This window comes from Segatella oris (genome assembly GCF_900637655.1).
Classification (GTDB): domain Bacteria; phylum Bacteroidota; class Bacteroidia; order Bacteroidales; family Bacteroidaceae; genus Prevotella; species Prevotella oris.
Window position 1 is genome coordinate 2,703,837 of sequence record NZ_LR134384.1, and the last position, 18,508, is coordinate 2,722,344.

Here is an 18,508-nt window from a genome sequence, read left to right on the forward strand (position 1 = left end):
CGTACAGGTAAGAACTCACCTAAATGACCGTATATGATGAACAGAGACAATGACATGAGGCTTTTGGAAATAATGTAAAGTCTTTCAGAATGCCTCGACAGGAATAAGATGCAATAAACAATAGTTTTGGAAAGGCATACGCACGGATAAACCAATTGCGGTATATCCTGAAGCGCATGCCTTTCTCTGTCTCCTGAAAACATCCTATTTCCCAAACAATGCTTTACGCATGAATCTTGACGTCTCTACGGCGTCGTCCTTTCGGATAAGATTTTCTATTTCGGTAAAATTGCTTTCTACGATTTCCTCAAAACGACGTACCCACAGCACACTTTCAGCAATGGCATCGGTGGCATGCTCGCGGTAAGGATACTGGTCCATCGATAGCCAGCCTTGATAGCCCGTCTTCTTCAAATGGAACAATAAGTCAATATAAATCGTACTATGAACCGAAGCTACAATCATGTCATCATCCCAGCTACCATGGTTATCGTTGAAATGCATATGGAAAAGTTTGTTGCCTGCACGTTTCGCGAGCACGACAGCCTCAGCTGTGTTCTCGCCGGCATAGAAACTATGCCCGGTGTCAATGCAGATACCGACGTTGTCGCACCCCGTCTCTTGGGCTGCAAGAAGAGAATCTGCCATGCGGGCGTGGAAAGAGAAGTTACGAGGTTCCTTGGGTTTATACTCCAAAGCGAACTTCAATGTCGGGAATTCCTTTGCCAACGCAGCCGTTCCCTCGCAGAGCCAGTCACGTTTCTGGTCATAATCGGTAGAAAGCAAATAGTCGTAGCCGTCTTGTGCCATCCACATGTTCACCAATTTGCAATCCATTTCAAGGGCAATTTCACCAATTTTGCGCAGGTAGTCAAGGGCTTTGCGACGAATGGCTGGGTCGTTGTTCGTAATGGTTCCCTTGCTATAAATCTTGTCAGTGAATACATCAGGAATAATAGAAACACATGTCTTCCCGTAATCCTGCATACGTTGCTTCATGTCTTTCACGTTATCAGGCCTGATGTCCCATGTTCCCACCAACTCGATACCTTCTACATAAGGAATCTTCACTGCTTCGGCAAGCATCTCTTCCGTGCTGGGATTGTCTTTATATCCCTTGCAGAAACGATCACACGTGTTGCCTAAATTACCTAAAATTACAGAATACTTGTACATAAATTATGATTTTAAAGTTAAACAATATATTGATTTATTGATAAATCTCAGGAATATCCGTAAGTGTCTGCTCAAACATTCTGCGGCCACCTTTCTCATTAGGGTGATGATATATCTGCCAGCCATAACTGCCGGTATAGTCTTCCCAGAACATCAACGACTTGTCGACTTCCTTACCATCACCAGCTAACGATGTTGGCAAATCAAATCTACAACCTTTAATCCCTTCCTTGCTGCGTACTCTCTCAATGATGACATTATTACTTACCTGTGTCCCACTTTCGTTACAAGGAATATTGTTGAGTATGGGGATTGCTCCCTGACTTCGGATATAGTCTACCAATGCGGTCAGGTTCTCTTCCGTATTCCCTCCATTGGTTCCGATTGTCACCATCACGTACTTTGCTTTGATGTGAGGAAGCTCATTCCTAATATACTCTGACAGCATTGAGATGTTGCCTCCACCACGTCCACTCGACATAGCATTTCCATTCAATCTCGCTATGACCAATTGTGTCCATGAGTCAGAAAAGGTCTTTGTGGGGAAATAGCCTTCGGGCTGCGTGATGGAATCCCCATAGAGCAACACCTTTACCCTACTCTTCAACGCACAAACGGTGATACGTTTCACCAAGAACGATGTCCCACTTACCAAACCGAAACAATAATGGTCCCATTGCATTCCGACAGAGAATCCTTTTTGCAATGTTCCTGCGCCACAGCCACCCGTTCCGTCATTGACAGCACTTAGCTCTGCACGCTTTTTTGTCTTCAAATCGGTGATACACACCTTTGCCTGCTGGTAGATATGGTAAATCTCTATCAGATATTCTCTGTTCCCTTGCAAGAAAGGGACCTGCATCTCTGTGGCAGGATTTGTTGCAATAGAGACCCGCTGATGTGGAACATCCACATAGACACCGAAATCACTGAGGCTGCTTCTGAAGAGTGCCGTAGCATCAGCCGAGAATGAGACGCGATACCTTACCACGCGCTCTGCCAAGGCATAAAATAGGTTCAGCTTCACGATGCTATCTTTTTGCACGATATCAAGCCCATCTTTTCGATAGGCACCGGCATTGTTGAGCAATAACTCCGGGATTGCCTTCCTATCGTTAAGCTTCCGATCATACAGGATGCTCTCTTTTGCTGTGCTATTGGTACCGGCTCGCATTTCTGCGTATCCCGCAACATCTATGAATGGGAGAAGTTGCAGAATAAACAAAAAGATGACAACTTTACATTTACTATTTTTCATTTTCTTCTTATCATTTACTGTTCGATTATTCTGCCTGTTTCAAGCCCGGAAAGCATGTGAAGTTACCACCTTGTAACGAGAAATAAGGCGTAAACCTATAGTCGGGCATTCCCTCTATCGTAAACTCACAAGGCTTGTCTGTCGGCTTGATGCGCTTCATGAACGCATCGGGCGAGATATCAAACTTGACAGAAGGCTCATTAGGTGCTTGCTGTACGTCTTTCATCATCGGGCCTCGCAGTGCCATCAGCATCGGACCATAGAAGAAAGCGTAACGTGTTGCACCGGCAATGCGTGTTGCACCGATATACTTTTCGTATCTCCATGTCATCGGAAGTTTCCATGTGATTTCATCATTGTTCTTCCATGTACGGTCCAATTCCACATAACTACCCGGCATTCCGCTCTTCACCTTTCGCCCATTTACATAGAACACAATGCCATCCTTTGCCCATTCGGGAACACGAAGACGGACATTCATCGTCACAGGCTTTTCAACCGATACATTCAGAGCAACCAAATCACTATATGGGAACTGTGTCTTCATCATCAGCTTTACGGGTTGTTCCTTAACCTTAAAGTTGATATCGGAAGCCGAGAACAGATTGACAAACACGCCATCCGTCGCAAGTGAATAGACATACTGCGGCAACATACCGTATAAGGCTGTGGCCTGAATTTCGCAACAAGTATTATAGCGCATGGCAGGATACTTCGCATCGTTCACCTGATTGAAGTAACGAATGCAACCATTCTCTCCCTGTGCCGCGAAGACAACGTTATACAACGACTTCTCTATTTCCGAAGCATAGCGTTCCCTTGTCGGCCAAAGCTGAAGGAACCGATGATTCAGGTCTATCCAAAACACACTTCCACAGGTTTCATATATGTTGTTGGGAAGGTTTGTCAACACATGTGACTTCGGGCGACATTCAAAGTGTTCGCAAAGACTGATGCCTCCACCGGGAATTTGGAAATAGCCCGAATAGATGCTCCATGCACCCAAGGCAGCATCCAAGTAGCGCTTGCTGCCCGTCGCCTTATAGATGTCGAACAAAGCACACACGCTCGTCAGCAGATAATTGTGAGGACGATTGAGCGTGAAGCGCCATGCGGCTTCAGGCAGTCCCTGTGCCAAGTCGTTCAGCCACCAATCCATGTCGTAGTACTTCATGTTGGTCTGAATATCTTCGGGCTTTCCCACCGGAGAATGATAAACCATCGGCCCGGCCACGCTACCCTGTATACCCATGCTGCCCAGCAACATCAGCGGGAGATACTCCTTTGCATTGTTGAACCAATCATAAAACGGTCTCACCAGCCGATAGGCTCTTTCATGCCCACCAAGACCGGCAGCAAGCAAGCCTTTCGTAAGCATTGCTCGGTCGTAGTTCTTCTGTTCGTCGCGCATGATGCCCGGCCATGTATCCGTGGAAATCCTGTAGTTCAGGCTCTGATAAGGCATCAGATAGCCATTACCGTTGGCAAACTGCCTGCGGTCTATCTGCTCCAGAATGTCTTCTACGGCCTTATTGAACGCGGGAACGTCACGAAAGCGCAACGTGTGCCCCATGCCCCCCAGCATTCTCCCTTCATTGGAGGCCATGAGTATGTCGATCCAAATGCGGTCTTGGTCCTTTGCATCCACCCAATTGGGCTTGTGAATACAATCATCCAAATACTGTATGTTTCTGTCGAAGATGGTCTTGAACATGCCGTCTTCCAATTTCACATCACGCACCGGAGCCGTAGCTTCAAACTTCACAGGCTTCCACCCGGCAGGATCTGAAGCCGTCTTCTCATGCCTGCTCATTCGGGCAAGTTCCTCGTCCGTCTGCCTATTCATCTCCACCATCAGACACGTGGGGTCGTCGGTAACAAAGCCTTCAAGTGCAACCCGCTTCCCCTTTGAAACGACAACACCCTTAATGCGATTGAATCGATCCGCCGCAAGGCGGTCTATCGTAAAGAGCAACCGGTGCTTTCGGGCAACCTTTGAACAACAACTCACCACCTTGTACGGCTTATCATTCACATACAACTGCATCACGCCGCCGTCGGGCCCCGTCTCACCATAACATCTCACCATGCTGCCCTTGGCATAGAACTCCCACTCTTCGCCCGACAAGGTTGCTTCGGCCAAGCTTTGACTGCGTTCCAAAGATGCCGGAACGAGGTTGAAGCCTGCCGTATATTGCACGAACGAGCGATTTCCAGCGTCTATCTTCACCGGTGCCGTCAGCTTTCCTTTGCACAGCAGCCAATCTATCTCCACAGCCCCCGACTTTGCCACGATAACCAATGTATGATTTCCCTTTGTCAGCTGTCCCGAATCATACAGCAGGCCGTCGGCGGCGGGCTTGGAGCAATCCACCGTCTTCACCAACCGCCCGTCGATATAGACCGCAGCCGTAGCCCCTGCGGCAACAGGCTTTGCATACCACCGAACGCCCTCGCAATCCGTGAGGAAACAACTTGCCGCTGCCCCTTCTTGCTGTGCATAGCTGCGCGTGTTGCAGAAATAGCCGCCGTTGCGGGGCAGCAAGCGATTGAATTCCCACTTACCCGAATAAGTCAGTTCCGTGTCGTTGATGATTCGCTCGTCGGCATTCGTCAGACCACTCGTCACCGACCAGCCGTTCTCGCCCACCTGCTCCATCTTGATGCCGGCATACGAAACCTCTTTGTCCTGCTGTCCGTTCTTCACGGTATCGTCATTCTGCCCGTAAGCCGCTCCTGCGCCCTGAATAAGCAGGGCAAGCACGGCATACAGCAACTTCTTCTTTCTTTTCATTTCTATAGTCATTGTTTTTCTATTCATACATTAAACGTTTCTCCCCTTATGCTGCCGTCGTCTTCATACCGTCGGTACAGCCGTCTGTATATAAGCATTCCACTCCGACGAGTAGTTATCCTATCAAATTATCTTCACGAGGATAAATATTTATCATCACGATGATAATTCGCAATGGGTAGTATCTCTCGCCCCTTACTCCCTATACACACCGAGGCGGATGAGTATAAGGAGCGGCGGGACATGTAGCCCGTGAGTCGCGGGAGAGAGACGGGGTCATTCGACATACACCCGAATTTGCGTGCTGACGCCCTGACGGTTGGCTGTGATGACGCCATAGCGCTGCGTGCCCGAAGCCTTGAAAGTTTGTCCTTCGGAGGCGCCCAATGCGGGCGAGACCGTGAGCTGCACGTCTTTCAGGTCGTTGTCCACGATAAGGCCGTGAGCATTGATGCCGTAGAAGCGGAGCGTGGCCGACTCGCCTTTCTTCACCCGCACCGTGTAGTCCTTCGGTGCAATCTTTGCTATCTTGCCGTCTTCCGGAACGTCGGCTATGGCAAAGAAAGCGTTCGCCACCTTGCGGGTATAGGTTCCGCCATTGGGACGGTTCATCAGGCCCGTGCCGTCGTCGCCTGCGTTGCAGGCATACATGGTGCTCGAACCGCCGCCGTCGAGATTAAAGGCCGTGGCTGCCCCGGCACGCTTCATCAGCAGGGCCAGCTGGGTAGTGGTGACGCCTACCGAAACGTTCGCCCATCGTCCGTCAACCACGCACATGTAGAGCGTGTTTCTGTCGGCCGACAAGCCCAACGAGGTTCTTGGATGACGCTCGTTCCAGACGTAGGATGTCGGCTCGCCGTTCTTTAATATCAGCGGCTTCACGCCCAGTATATGCACAGGGGCGGAAAGGTTGTAGCCGGCAGCTGCGATGGTGAGGTTGAACGTGGCCTTGTCGCCGACATGCAGGCCGCTCAGCACAGCCTGCTTCGCGCCCGTAGCCGACAGCACGGCATAGCCTTCGGGAATGGGCGTGTTGCCTGTGGCAGAGGCTATCGCCGTCACCTCGAATTCGACGTTGGCATTGAGTGCCCACGCTCCCTCGGTAGGTTTCACGACGACCTCCGTGCCCGTGTTGTCGGTTTTGGTCGTTGCGCCATAGAAGCGGTTGTAAAGTACGAGCTGGTTATCTCCCCGCGTGTTGTTGATGTTGTCAAGCTGGGTGACGGTTCCGCCAATCGTGATTTGCGGTTTTGAATAGGAAAGCTCATCGATAAAGACCGCCCCGTCTTTCTGCACAATCATGTTGCCGACACCTGTCTCGGTGGGCAATGCCACGACATTGCCGTTGAGTGTCATGCCGTCGAGCACGCGGTTGTCGCCACCCATGTTGAAGAAGTCTCCGTTCACGCCTGCGAAATAGCGTCCGTTCCCTTGCGCCGTCTTGCGCGGTCCCATGTTGACGACGCGTTCTACGTTGCCCAATTGGTCTTCGGCAAGCACGGGGCTGAATTTAAGATTTGCTGCTCGCACATCCATTGTCAGGAAATGCACTTTCAACGGGAATTCTTCATGTGCCAGATTGATTTCCGTGTAGTAAGCCCTCGGTCCCACTTGATAATGTGCTGTCGTATCGACCTTGTATTTAAGGTCTTCAAGCGTGCATATCGCATTGGGGAACTGCATCTCGTAGGCCTTCTCGCGATATTGGGTGGGTGAGTACACGCGCACGGTGACTTTCTCTGTCAGGGCATCGCTGCCATTCGCTATCTCCGGAAGCACAACCTTGATGGCATCTCCGCTTTTCGACAGAATGGTGCCTTCGGTCTGATTGAACAGCACCTTGACGGCATCGTCAAAACCTATGCCCTCAATGGTGACCGTGTCTTTGGCCATCAGCCGGGCAGGGACAATCGAATGAATCGTAAACGGCTTCTCGTTGTTGACGAGACCTTCCCAGTCCTTGCAACCATAGGTGCATAAGACTACAGCAGACGCGAGTAACGCTTGTACACTTCGCAGAAAGGTCGCACGATATGTTTTATGATCTTTATTCATAATGGTTGTTATTTTAATTATCTGTTTATATTTCTACCGGCTTATTGTGCTGCGAGCGTAAAGCCGCGAATGGTCATAAAGGTCCATGGCGTTCCGTTTACGGCATACATGTCACGCAGGTTGAAAACCGTTCCGACAGAGACCTTCGATGCTGTATTGACCGTGAACGGAATCGTTCTCGTCACACCCAAATGGTCGGATATCTTTTCCTGTCCCAACGTCTGGGTGGCAGTGGTCACTACGTTGTAATCAGGCAACGTGGTACCTGTGGCTATGACACCATACATTTCGGCACAATTGTCACTGCTTACCCGTCCGACATCTACTTTCAGAACGTATTTTCCGGGGAGCAGGTCAAGTGTCTGATACATCTTTCCATTATTGATGGCTGCTGCCCCCCAAACGGGTGCACACCATGGACTGAATAGATTTTCCGTATTGTCCAAACTGATTCTTACATTGCTGCTATGTGTCCAGTCGGCAACCTTTTGCATTCTGCCCGCACCTACATTCGGGAAGAGGTCGGAACCGTCACCCTTGAACGGTGCACGGGCATTCTTCAAAGCAGGCATGTCGGCTCCATTTGTACCACTGGTCTTTAGGTCGTTGAACAAGTCTATCTCTGCAATTTGCACAGAAGCAGTACTTGTCTCATACGCATTGAGTATTGTTATTTTGTAATAACGAGCAGTTACAGGCTTGTCCAAAGAGAACGTCTGTTTATAGCTATAGGCCTTCAACCGCCCCTCTTTGACAGTCTCCCAATTGGTGTTGTCATTACTTACTTCAAACCTGAAGTCCTTGCAGAAATTCATATCCTTCGGCGCTTGTGATTGAACGATAGTGAAGCCGCTGAAGATTTTCTCCAACTGCATATCGACAGTAATCCAATGGGGCATTCCGGCAGGCTTTGACTGCCAATCCGTGAGCACATTGTTATCGAAGAGCCTCGCACCTTCCTTACCCGTCATTTCATCTGATATACCGGCTATGCCCCAATCATCTTTTGCAAATATCTTCATCGAAGCCTCTTTGGCATCAATCTTCGTTGTTGTAAACTCGTCTATGCAAGTGGGAGTTGGTTTGTATATCGTACAGAAATAATAAGGTTTAGCTAAATCAATGTCATTCACCGTAACAGAGTTCAAGCTGCGCTCTATAAAGACGCTGTCATTACTGCCGGATTTGTTCACAAAGTAAACTCTTACACCCTGTTCATCTTCCCGCTTGTTCTCATCGAAATCTATCCGGATGGATGATGCAGACACTCGTTTAAGTGTCAACAAGGTTCGATTCGCCAAATTAGAAGAATAGTTTGCTCCATAAACCGTTACTTTCACTCCCTTTGGGTCAGAGTTATTCCCAGAGGAGTTATAAGTAACCACACGGATAATCTGTTCTCCCTCGGCTATTTGTTCCAGCAATACCTTCTGACGCTCTGCAGATTTATCGATTGCGAAATCCTTAAACTTGCCTGCACCGTAGAAGACTCTCCCTGAAACGGCCCCTTCGGGTGTTGCAAACTCAATGAGCGTACGATTGTGACCGGGGAGGGCATTCAAAGAACTGACCATAGCAGGAGCATTGTTCTTGTCGTCTCGGCAACCAACGTTTATGACAACTAAGACGGCTGACAGGACAAAATATATTATACGTTTCATAGCTTGATTGTATTATGTTTCTTTATTCTTTTTGTTCACACTCACTGCCATGCTGCAGGTTGCGTCATAGAAGCCATCTTCTTGGCGTCTTCCAAAGGAATGGGCATCACCAAATACTTGTCCGTGTTTGATTGATAGTCACGAATCTTCTTTCTCTGATAATGGAACTTATTATCCTCATCTTTCGTTATTCGCATACCGGTAACGAAATTGTTCGTCTTGTCCAAGATTTTCCAGCGACGCTGGTCATGAAAGCGCCAGCCCTCCATGCAAAGCTCCACACGCCTTTCATTACGAATGCGCCCCATGATAAAATCATAGTTCTTTTGGAATCCTTCCACGTCTTGAAGCTTGGGTTGCAATGCACGCTCACGAATGACATTAAGTGCTGCCAATGCACCGTCCAAATCTCCTAGTTCGCACAAAGCTTCAGCTTTATTGAGATAGAACTCAGCTAATCGGAAAAAGACCCAGTGAGTAGGCTCATTCCCTCTGCTTCCACCGGGACCAAAATACTTGATTTGCGTGTCCTTACAGTTGTAATAACCGGTACAAGAGTTTGTTGCAGGGTCTGTAACCAAGTCGTTATATCCATTTTTCGCTCCAACGTAGGTCTCAACAATAAATGGTTCTGTACAGTTATAAGGTACTCCATAGTTTGCCATATTATAGAGTATGTCAACATAGAATCTGGCATCTCTGTTTGAATACGGGTCTCCCCCCGGAGCCTCACTATACCCAAGTGCAGCCGCACCCGGTGTCACCGTTACATTCGTGCGGGTGTTATCATTATAGGTTACAGGCAGAGAACCATTCTTCATCTCGAAACAATCGACAAGCTCCTGAGTGGGGCTATCGCCACATCTCCACAAATGATTTAGCTTTATTCTGTTATCAGAACAAGTGTAAGTTCCTACATCTACACCATTGGTATCATTGATATGTGAATTATCTAACCATGATCTCCAAATGATTTCAGATACAGGAGTTGTAAATGCTCCGACAAACAGCTTCTTATAATCACTCATCGGAACAAGACTATATTCGGACATATTCAAGACATCCTGTGCAGCATCTGCAGCGCGTTTCCATTTTTCATTATCATGCGTAGGATTATTTAATAAACTCGCATTATTCAAAAGCACCCTTGCACGAATCGCATAAGCCACACCGTTATCTACATGTCGTCCCTCACTTGGTGTCTGCCTGTTAGGGAGTATTCCCGAATGAATAACAGCCATCAATTCATCGGATATTTTTGTAGCTACTTCATCATATGTGGGACGTTTCAAATCATTCCAGCCATTATAATCATCTTGCAAAGGCTCTTCTATCCAAGGCATCGGCCCGTAGAATTCCAGCAAGTTCATATAATACCAGCAACGTAGCACACGAGCTTCTGCCACCCATGTATCTCTTTCTTTTTCGGTTATTGCAGTAGACATAGGCAGATATTTAATTGCATTGTTTGACAACCTGATACCTCGCCAAAAATCAGCCCACAATTGATCACGCGGGGAGTTCGTCTGCCAATCGATAACAGGATTACTTAATGACAAAGAACCATTATGCCACTCGTACGCATTGTAGGTACCGGCCCAATAGGTATTATCTGTCAAAGACTCAATTGTGTTATGTATAAAACAAATATAGTCTCTTCCAAGATAAATTTCACCATAAGCCACATCAAGTAATCCTCTACTACGGCCATAGTTACTCAACACTTTATCTAATGTGATTTGTCCATCCGGAGTCTTTTCCAAGACGCTCTCACAACTACATAAGAAGATTAGTGCAGTAAGCAATATAAATGATATTCTTTTCATAATCGTGATTTTTGAAATAAGTTAAAAAGATATGTTTAATCCTACATTATAGGTTTTGAAAACCGGATAAAGTAGTTCGCTGCTTTGCTCAGGGTCTTGATACTTTACGGGGTATCGATCAAAAGTCAGCAGATTTAGTCCATTGATATAAAAGCGTATAGAAGAAGCACGAATACTATTTGACCACTTCTTAGGAAGCGTATAGCCAACTTCCATGTTTTTTAGACGAATATAATTTCCATTGACATACCAAAAGCTTGAGGGGAGATGGTTGATAGAACTACCCGGATCTAATCGGGGATAAGTTATTCTTTCTCCTGCATCATAACGTTCCTGACTCCAAGCCTCTTTATGCCAATTATTGAAGTTATAGGTTTCGGTTATATTCTGACCTGTCATATAATAACTTCTATTAGCAGAACCTTGCCACATCATACTAAAGTCCAAATTCTTATATTGGATATTTAGCCCTGCACCAAAAGTCCATTCAGGAATCTCTGGATAACCTATAGGTACCATATCTTTATCGTTTACGATACCATCTCCATTTTTATCTTTATATTTCAAATCGCCTAATTTAGGTTTAGGTCCTAATGCTGTTTGGTCATACCAATCAAGGATTTCCTGCTCTGTATTAAAATATCCTGCTACTTCATAACCAAACGGTTCACCTAAACGATAACCCGTACGCCGTAACCTGCAAGCATAATCTTCAGGAAGCAAGACTTCGCTCATATAAATAATTTTATTTCGGTTAAAAGCTGCATTTGCCCTACAGTCTACACGAAAATCTTTATTGAGATTCTTTTGGAAACTCGCTGTAATTTCCATTCCCTTATTGTCTATAACTCCTGCATTGATCTTAGGAATAATTCCTGATGCACCTACACCACCTGTACCAAAGACGCCTGTTGGAATAAGACCTGTCGCAGGGATAAGAATGTTGTTTCTTCTTTCATAAAATAAATCAACATCTAATCCAAAATCCTTAAACAAGCGGGTTTCTATACCAATATTATACTTATTGGCCTTCTCCCATTCCAAATTTTTATTACCAATTTGCGATTCATAACTACCGCTCCACAAAGTCAAGAAAGCGAAACGCGTACCATTCATGTTGTCATTTCCAACTTGTCCATACGATGCACGTATCTTCATATAAGATAAATAGTCTTTCACCTTATCCATAAAAGGCTCCTCCGTTAAGACCCAACCTATAGAAAAAGAAGGAAAGAAGCCCATCTTATGACCGGGAGCGAACTGTTCTGAACCATTATATCCAAAATTTACTTCTGCCAAATACTTATGGGCATAGCCATAGGTGGCTCTCCCCACTAATCCAATATAATTATAAGGTAGCTGAATATTGATAACACGCTGATATCTATTGAACAAAATAAGTCCGGTAATATCGTGTTTACCAAAAGTGCGGTTATAGTTCAAGGAAGCATCTATATCGAACAGATTGCTAAAACTTTGATATTGCGCATCTGACAAAGTACTGTTTATTGAAGAACCTGTCGGCTCATAGGTTGCACTTTCCGGATTCATCGGATCACCTGTTACCTGATATGATTGATAAGTTCTTTGCCGTACTTGTTGATTGCTGGAATAGGCATCATAAGAAGCTACAACTTTTGCAGACAATCCTTTAGTAATAAAGTCTAACTTTTGCTCTACACCCAGTGTTGCCGAAACTTGATTGGTCTGAGTATTCCTAAATCCAGTTCTGTTCAACATTCCATAAGGAACATTCGCTCTCTGATAACTTGTCATAACTTCTCCATCGGGAGTGAGATCGTTATGTGAATTATTCGGAGTAGACAGCAAATTACTTAACATAACGGAATAACCTTGGACATCATTCAGATAGCTTGCATTATTTGGAACAATGACAGGGTCATTCTTTTTCTGCATATAACCACTGATATTAAGGAACATTTTCAAGTTCTTATGTAAACTCACATCAAAATTAGATCTAAAATTGACACGATTTGCCTTTGATTCCGGATCGTAGTCGTACTCTTTGTATTTTTCCGTCTTAAATATACCTTCTTGATAAAGATAACCAACAGTTGCAAAATAGCGCATTCTCTCTGTTCCACCGCTGACATTTACATTTACTCGCTGCATAGGGGAAAATTCTTTCATAAATTCTTTTATATAATTTCTCACAGGAAAGAATGTATGATTATCCCCTAACCGATAACGTTCCAAAGCGTAGTCACTATAAGTCGGTTGTCTGCCATTCTGTAGATCCACCTGATTAGTTAATCTGGCATAATCGTAGGCAGAGGTCATCTCTGGTAGACGCGTTGCTTGCTGCCATGCCTGCTCTACCGTCACGTCAATCATCGGTTTTTCAATTTTACCTCGTCGTGTTGTTACAATAATAACACCATTTGCACCTCGTACCCCATACACAGCTGTTGCAGAGGCATCTTTCAAAACCGTTATGGTTTCTACTTCATGTGGATCAAGCGCAGTAAAACTACGCTCTACGCCATCAACAATTGTAAGTGGTTGTTGTCCATTAATTGTGCTACGTCCGCGAATATAAAAGTCTAAGTTTTCTCCACCGGGAACACCCGAACGTTGTAATACTGTTAGACCGGGCAATCGGCCTGCTAAAGCCACTCCAAGGTTTGAAGCCGGAGTTTGTTTCAGTCCCGTAGCAGAAATTGTAGACAGAGCTGCTACAACACTTTCCTTTTTTTGTTGTCCATAGCCCACAATTACAACATCATTTAATTGGGTAATAGTTTCCTGTAGTATCACATCAACTGTTGATCGGCCGTTAATACTGACTTCCTGTGTTTGGAAACCAATAAAAGAGAATACAAGGACAGCCTTCCTATTGGGAACCTTAATTCGATACTTCCCATCCACATCAGTTATAACTCCCTGACTGCCGCCTTTAATATTAACTGTCACTCCGGGCAAGGGCTCATTTTGCTTATCAACAACAGAACCCGAAGTCCATAACAATTCATTTTGTCCCATTACGTGAATACACAAAGATTGTAATGCGACCATCATAAATAGTGTGATTAGTCTTGCTTTCATACTTTTATAACGTTAAAAAATTATTTCATTACATAGAGATAACTCAGCCGTCCCATAGGCATTGCACATCCCGTTGTATAGTAGTTCATGATGTCGGAAGGCTTTGAGACTCCCATTGCTACTTTGAAGTAAAACTGCTTTTCTCTGACAAGGCCAAGAATAGATCGTGGCAGTGAAATCTGAATAGTATCTGCTTCTTGTATAAATCTACCCTTTCCCTTTTCACAAGTGCTAAAATCCTTTGTGAGCAACTCAATGGAAACACTGTTTCTATTGATATTCCTGCCTATTATATAATTATAGCTTTCCCATCCTTGAGATTTAGGCGAACCTGTTCCAATTAAAAGGTTCAGCCAATTTTCCTTTCCGGCATTGCAACTAAACTTATATTTTCCTTTCAGTAAGAAGTAAATATTTTCCTTATCGTAGGAAACCTTTACTTCTACAAGTTTATCTTTCGGGGCCGCCTGTACGTAACGAACTGTAGGGGCTCCCCCATAAGCATCTCTGTCCATAAATCTATGATCTGTATTACGCACGGTATATCTGACACTCTTCCATTGCGTATCTATCATACTTTGGTTTATAGCCTGTGGTAGGTAAACCATAGGTTCACCCGTAATGCCTTTATAACGATGGATATTTGCAATAAGTTGAAGATAGAATGCATCTTCATACCCCCCAACCATAGGTTCTATATCCCTCGAATATTCTTTGTTTACAGCATCACATAACATATACTCGCCATCGTAAAGCTGTTTGTAGGCTATCCACTCATTCCAACCGCCCACAGATACTATCGAAGGTGCAGAAGCGATCGCATGGTCCCATTGTGCTTGGAAGAAAGTACCTTTGTCCACATTCTCTGCTTCATTCGTTTTCGTTTGAGGATTCCACCCTCTTCCCCAATTTATCCAATTCTTGCGCGTCAATGAAAATGACATCGGGACCATTGGATGACTGGCTACCGTGACATTCATTACTTTCGAACGATTGTGATAGGGCTGAGGGAACTTCCACTCTACCCATGGGAAACCATCTGAGAAAAAGGAATCGGAAGGCCATTGAGGCTTGACAAAATGGAAAAAAGAAAGAATTTCAGGAGATAAGACACCGGGGGTATATTCGGTATCTTTCCTTGAAGCAGCCTCTTTTAAATCATCCTCCTGATTTGTATATGCTATAATCATCGGTTTGCCATCTACATAATACCATGTTGCTGGATAATGATTTGGACGATAAATATTATCATATAAATCTCTTACCGTCTGGAAAGAATGAGAATGGGTGTAAAATACAACTTTTGGAGCCTCCCAGCCAGCTTTCTGCATCTCGTCAAGGACTGCACAGACCTTCAGTGCCACATTCGAATAGATCAAGGCATTTGTTGTATCGAAAAAAATAAAGTCAACACCGGCAATGGTCAACATTTGCATCTGTTTACGTATGACCCATTCATCATCCGAGTTATAATAACCCCATATTGGTTCTCCCCAATAGTGCATTTGCCCATTTGGGCTAATTAGAGAGTCACTATTCGCTGTCAAGACTTTAAGTCCATTAGGTTTTGATAATATTTTAGTGGCATCATATATGCCGGTTGCCAATGGTTGTCCTATCCAAGGCCAATAAAATACACCAACCTGTCTATCTTTCCTATATCCAGAAATCGTACTGAAACTTCGTCCGAATTGATCAACACCGACAATACTGAAGCTATTGTTCTTCACTTCTTGTACAAGGGGTGTTCTCTCCATACCTTGCGTGATTGGGACGTTATAACTATCACATGAGTATAAAGATATACTTGTATTTAAGAAAAACGCCACCAATAAAATAGTTCGTATAAGAAAATGTTTCATTATTGTTTACATTTAAAATGGTAATTCCCAGATGGTACCAATAGTACGACATCATCTCCTATTTTTGGCAGCCATGTTATTTCTTTTACGAGAGAGATATTCCGATTTCCTTCTGTTATTGTTTTTTTATCTTTAGTAGGAATATATACTTTGGCTTTCGTGTTTTCCGGAATTGTTATATCCATTGTTAATATATTCTCCTCTTTCTTCCACGAAACCTTGATCGTTCCTTTTACTGTCTCCAAACTTCCTTTGGCAAAAGTTAACTCCCGCGGAATATAAGGTTTAATAACAAATTCTTCGAATCCCGGATGCGCAGATTCAGGAACAATACCCAACAAATACTTATAAAACCAAGAACCTATGGAACCCATCATCGGATGATTATGTGAGTTCATAGCATCACCGGTCAAAAACTCCCAACGCTCCCATAAGGTAGTAGCACCATTTTTCAGCATAAATCCCCAGCTTGGATAGGTACTTTGTGCTGCAATTTTATATGCCACATCCACGTGTCCATGTTCTGTCAGCATTTCCAATAAGTATTTTGTGCAAAGGTTTCCAGTTGTTAGGTGATAATCATGCTTTTTCACATCGTTTACAAGATTGTTTACTACCCGTGGAATACGAGTTGTGTCTACAATTCCCAAATACAAAGCAAATGAATTAGAAGCCTGATTGTTGGAAGCATAGCCACCTATTTCTTCATTCCAATAGTGATGATTGATAGCTTTTGCCGTTTCATCAGCTATATGAGCATACCGAACTGCAATATCCTGCTTATTCAAGATTTTAGCCATGTCTGACAATAACTTAGAACATAGATACAGATATCCGGTTGAAATCATCCTGCCCGGTGTATCTTTTGAGACGCCGGAGCCATTAGGGTCGGCAAGGAACTCACGTGGAGGACACCAGTCTCCATAATAACTATAATCCACTATGCCGTCCTTTGTTCGCGAGTACAAATAATCCACCCACGCTTTCATTCCATCAAAATGCTCTGAAATGATTCGTCTGTCACCATAAAACTCATAACACTTTTGAGCTAACAGCAAATAACTGGCTGAAACAGGATCGGCAGGACGCATGCCAAAACGGAATGGAGCCACACATGTAATTGTTCCCTTTTCGTCTTGAGTATCTTGTATATCATCTATAAATTTAGGATAGAATCTGGATAAATTAAAATTATAGATGGCTTGCTCAATTCTTACAGTCAAATCATTTAACCAGCCCATACGTTCGTCACGCTGCGGGCAATCGGTCGGGACACTATGAAGGTTACTTGCTTCCGTATTGACTACCATTTTCTGAATACTGTTCAATAAAGGATTACTGCATTCGAAAGTTCCTGTTTTAGCAACATCTGTGCGTACAACCTTCACGGTAATATCCCCTGTTCGAGGTTTATCGGATAATCCTTCTATTTGGAAATACCTGAAGCCATGGTAAGTAAAAGCAGGTTCCCAACGCTCCATGCCGTCACCTTTTAATATATAAGTATCTGTAGATTTTGCATTTCTCAGATTTTCCTGATTTACGGTCCCATCCTTATAAAGTGTTTCAGCATAACGGATTGAAACCTTTGTCCCCTTTTGTCCATTAACCTTCAAGGCAACCCAACCTGCAAGGTTGCGCCCTGCATCAAATACATATATACCCGGACGTGGTTCCTGCTTTAGTATAGGTGTTATCTCTTCCACTACCCTAATAGGCTCTATTTTCTGTGCAACCATCTTCCCCGTAGGATCATCAGTGTTATGAGCCCATGCCCACTCTTCATTCATTAATCCTTGAGGTATTCCCGGAGCATATAATTTATCCGTATCCAAACGAGCATCATAATTTTCTCCGTCAAAAATAGTAGAAGAGATTATTGGACCACCTATCACGGAACGGAAACGATCGGAATTCAAAATCTCTGTCGTATTATCCTGATATGTCACTTCTATCTGCATTCGTAGTCGAGGTGTACCCAACCATCCCGGGGCAACGGGGACAACTATGCTGTTTGCAGTTTGATTAAAATAGCGACTCACATCATAAGTAACATAATAAACCCGTTTACTATATGTGCTTTGAGCCGGGTCTAAAACATGATCTCCTACCTTTTTATGATTGATGTAAAGTTCATAAAAACCAAGTCCTGACACATAAGCACGTGCTTGCTTGATAGCCATTCGCGGAGTAAACGTCCCCTTAAAATACAAAACTCTACCCGGCATTCCCGGAACATAGCCTATCCAACCTGATTTCCAATCATCTGAGGACAATAATCCCATCTCAAAATAAGCCGGAGCAGACCAATCTGAAACCTCGCGAGAATTTTTCCATACCCGAACTTTCCAGTAATAGCGTTGTCGGCTTTGCATCACCTTATTATATATAGCTATGCCAACAGATTGTGACGAAACAACTCTTCCGCTATTCCAAACATCAGCGTTCTCTACATTCAGCTTGTTTAATGACGAAGCCACAATTACCTGATAAGCCTCTTGAGAAAATCCCCTATGATTAGACTGCACTCGCCAACTCAATCGTGGAGACACATCTATTCCAATAGGATTGACTTGATATTCCGATCGTAAATCAAAGACACGGAATATTGCCGCTTTTTCTCTCCCTGCCATAGGGGAAAAGGCAATGCTGGTCACCAGCAATAAAAAAAAGAACTTTATTCCTTTTTGTAAGTTCATGATATTTTATTTTTAGTATTAAATCATTGCAAAGATACAAATATGTAAAGTTTGTTTTTTGTAAAATCTATTCTAATTTTTGCCATATCTAATCTTATTCGCCTATTTTTG

The 18,508-nt window shown here is 44.2% G+C and carries 9 protein-coding genes; all 9 read right to left on the minus strand.

What is annotated here, in order from left to right:
- Positions 1-204 precede the first annotated feature (204 nt).
- The 9 genes from EL210_RS11380 to EL210_RS11420 all read right to left on the minus strand — a co-directional run bounded on the left by EL210_RS11380 (position 205) and on the right by EL210_RS11420 (position 18,397).
- Positions 205-1,176 carry a sugar phosphate isomerase/epimerase family protein gene (locus tag EL210_RS11380; RefSeq protein ID WP_018919666.1) on the minus strand — a complete coding sequence of 324 codons (972 nt, stop codon included), beginning with the start codon at positions 1,174-1,176 and terminating at the stop codon, positions 205-207.
- Between the two features lie 34 nt (positions 1,177-1,210).
- On the minus strand, positions 1,211-2,434 hold the full coding sequence (locus EL210_RS11385) for an SGNH/GDSL hydrolase family protein (RefSeq protein ID WP_026285890.1): 1,224 nt from the start codon (positions 2,432-2,434) through the stop codon (positions 1,211-1,213).
- A gap of 25 nt (positions 2,435-2,459) precedes the next feature.
- Positions 2,460-5,228 carry a beta-L-arabinofuranosidase domain-containing protein gene (locus EL210_RS11390; RefSeq protein ID WP_018919668.1) on the minus strand — a complete coding sequence of 923 codons (2,769 nt, stop codon included), beginning with the start codon at positions 5,226-5,228 and terminating at the stop codon, positions 2,460-2,462.
- A gap of 276 nt (positions 5,229-5,504) precedes the next feature.
- The gene (locus EL210_RS11395; protein WP_026285891.1) at positions 5,505-7,283 is read right to left on the minus strand and encodes a phosphodiester glycosidase family protein; all 1,779 of its coding nucleotides are present in this window, start codon (positions 7,281-7,283) and stop codon (positions 5,505-5,507) included.
- 41 nt (positions 7,284-7,324) lie between these two features.
- A complete protein-coding gene (locus EL210_RS11400) occupies positions 7,325-8,944 on the minus strand; it encodes a DUF4998 domain-containing protein (protein ID WP_025879737.1) in 1,620 nt (539 codons plus the stop codon).
- Positions 8,945-8,985: 41 nt separating this feature from the next.
- Positions 8,986-10,770, minus strand: a complete 1,785-nt coding sequence (locus EL210_RS11405) for a RagB/SusD family nutrient uptake outer membrane protein (protein ID WP_025879736.1) — start codon at positions 10,768-10,770, stop codon at positions 8,986-8,988.
- Between the two features lie 21 nt (positions 10,771-10,791).
- Entirely contained in the window at positions 10,792-13,836 is a 3,045-nt protein-coding gene (locus tag EL210_RS11410; RefSeq protein WP_232000347.1) for a SusC/RagA family TonB-linked outer membrane protein, read from the minus strand.
- 20 nt (positions 13,837-13,856) lie between these two features.
- Complete coding sequence (locus EL210_RS11415) at positions 13,857-15,698, minus strand: glycoside hydrolase family 71/99 protein (RefSeq protein WP_018919673.1); 1,842 nt, start codon at positions 15,696-15,698, stop codon at positions 13,857-13,859.
- The gene (locus tag EL210_RS11420; protein WP_018919674.1) at positions 15,698-18,397 is read right to left on the minus strand and encodes an alpha-L-rhamnosidase; all 2,700 of its coding nucleotides are present in this window, start codon (positions 18,395-18,397) and stop codon (positions 15,698-15,700) included. Before EL210_RS11420 ends, EL210_RS11415 begins: the two co-directional genes overlap by 1 nt.
- Between the last annotated feature and the right edge of the window lie 111 nt (positions 18,398-18,508).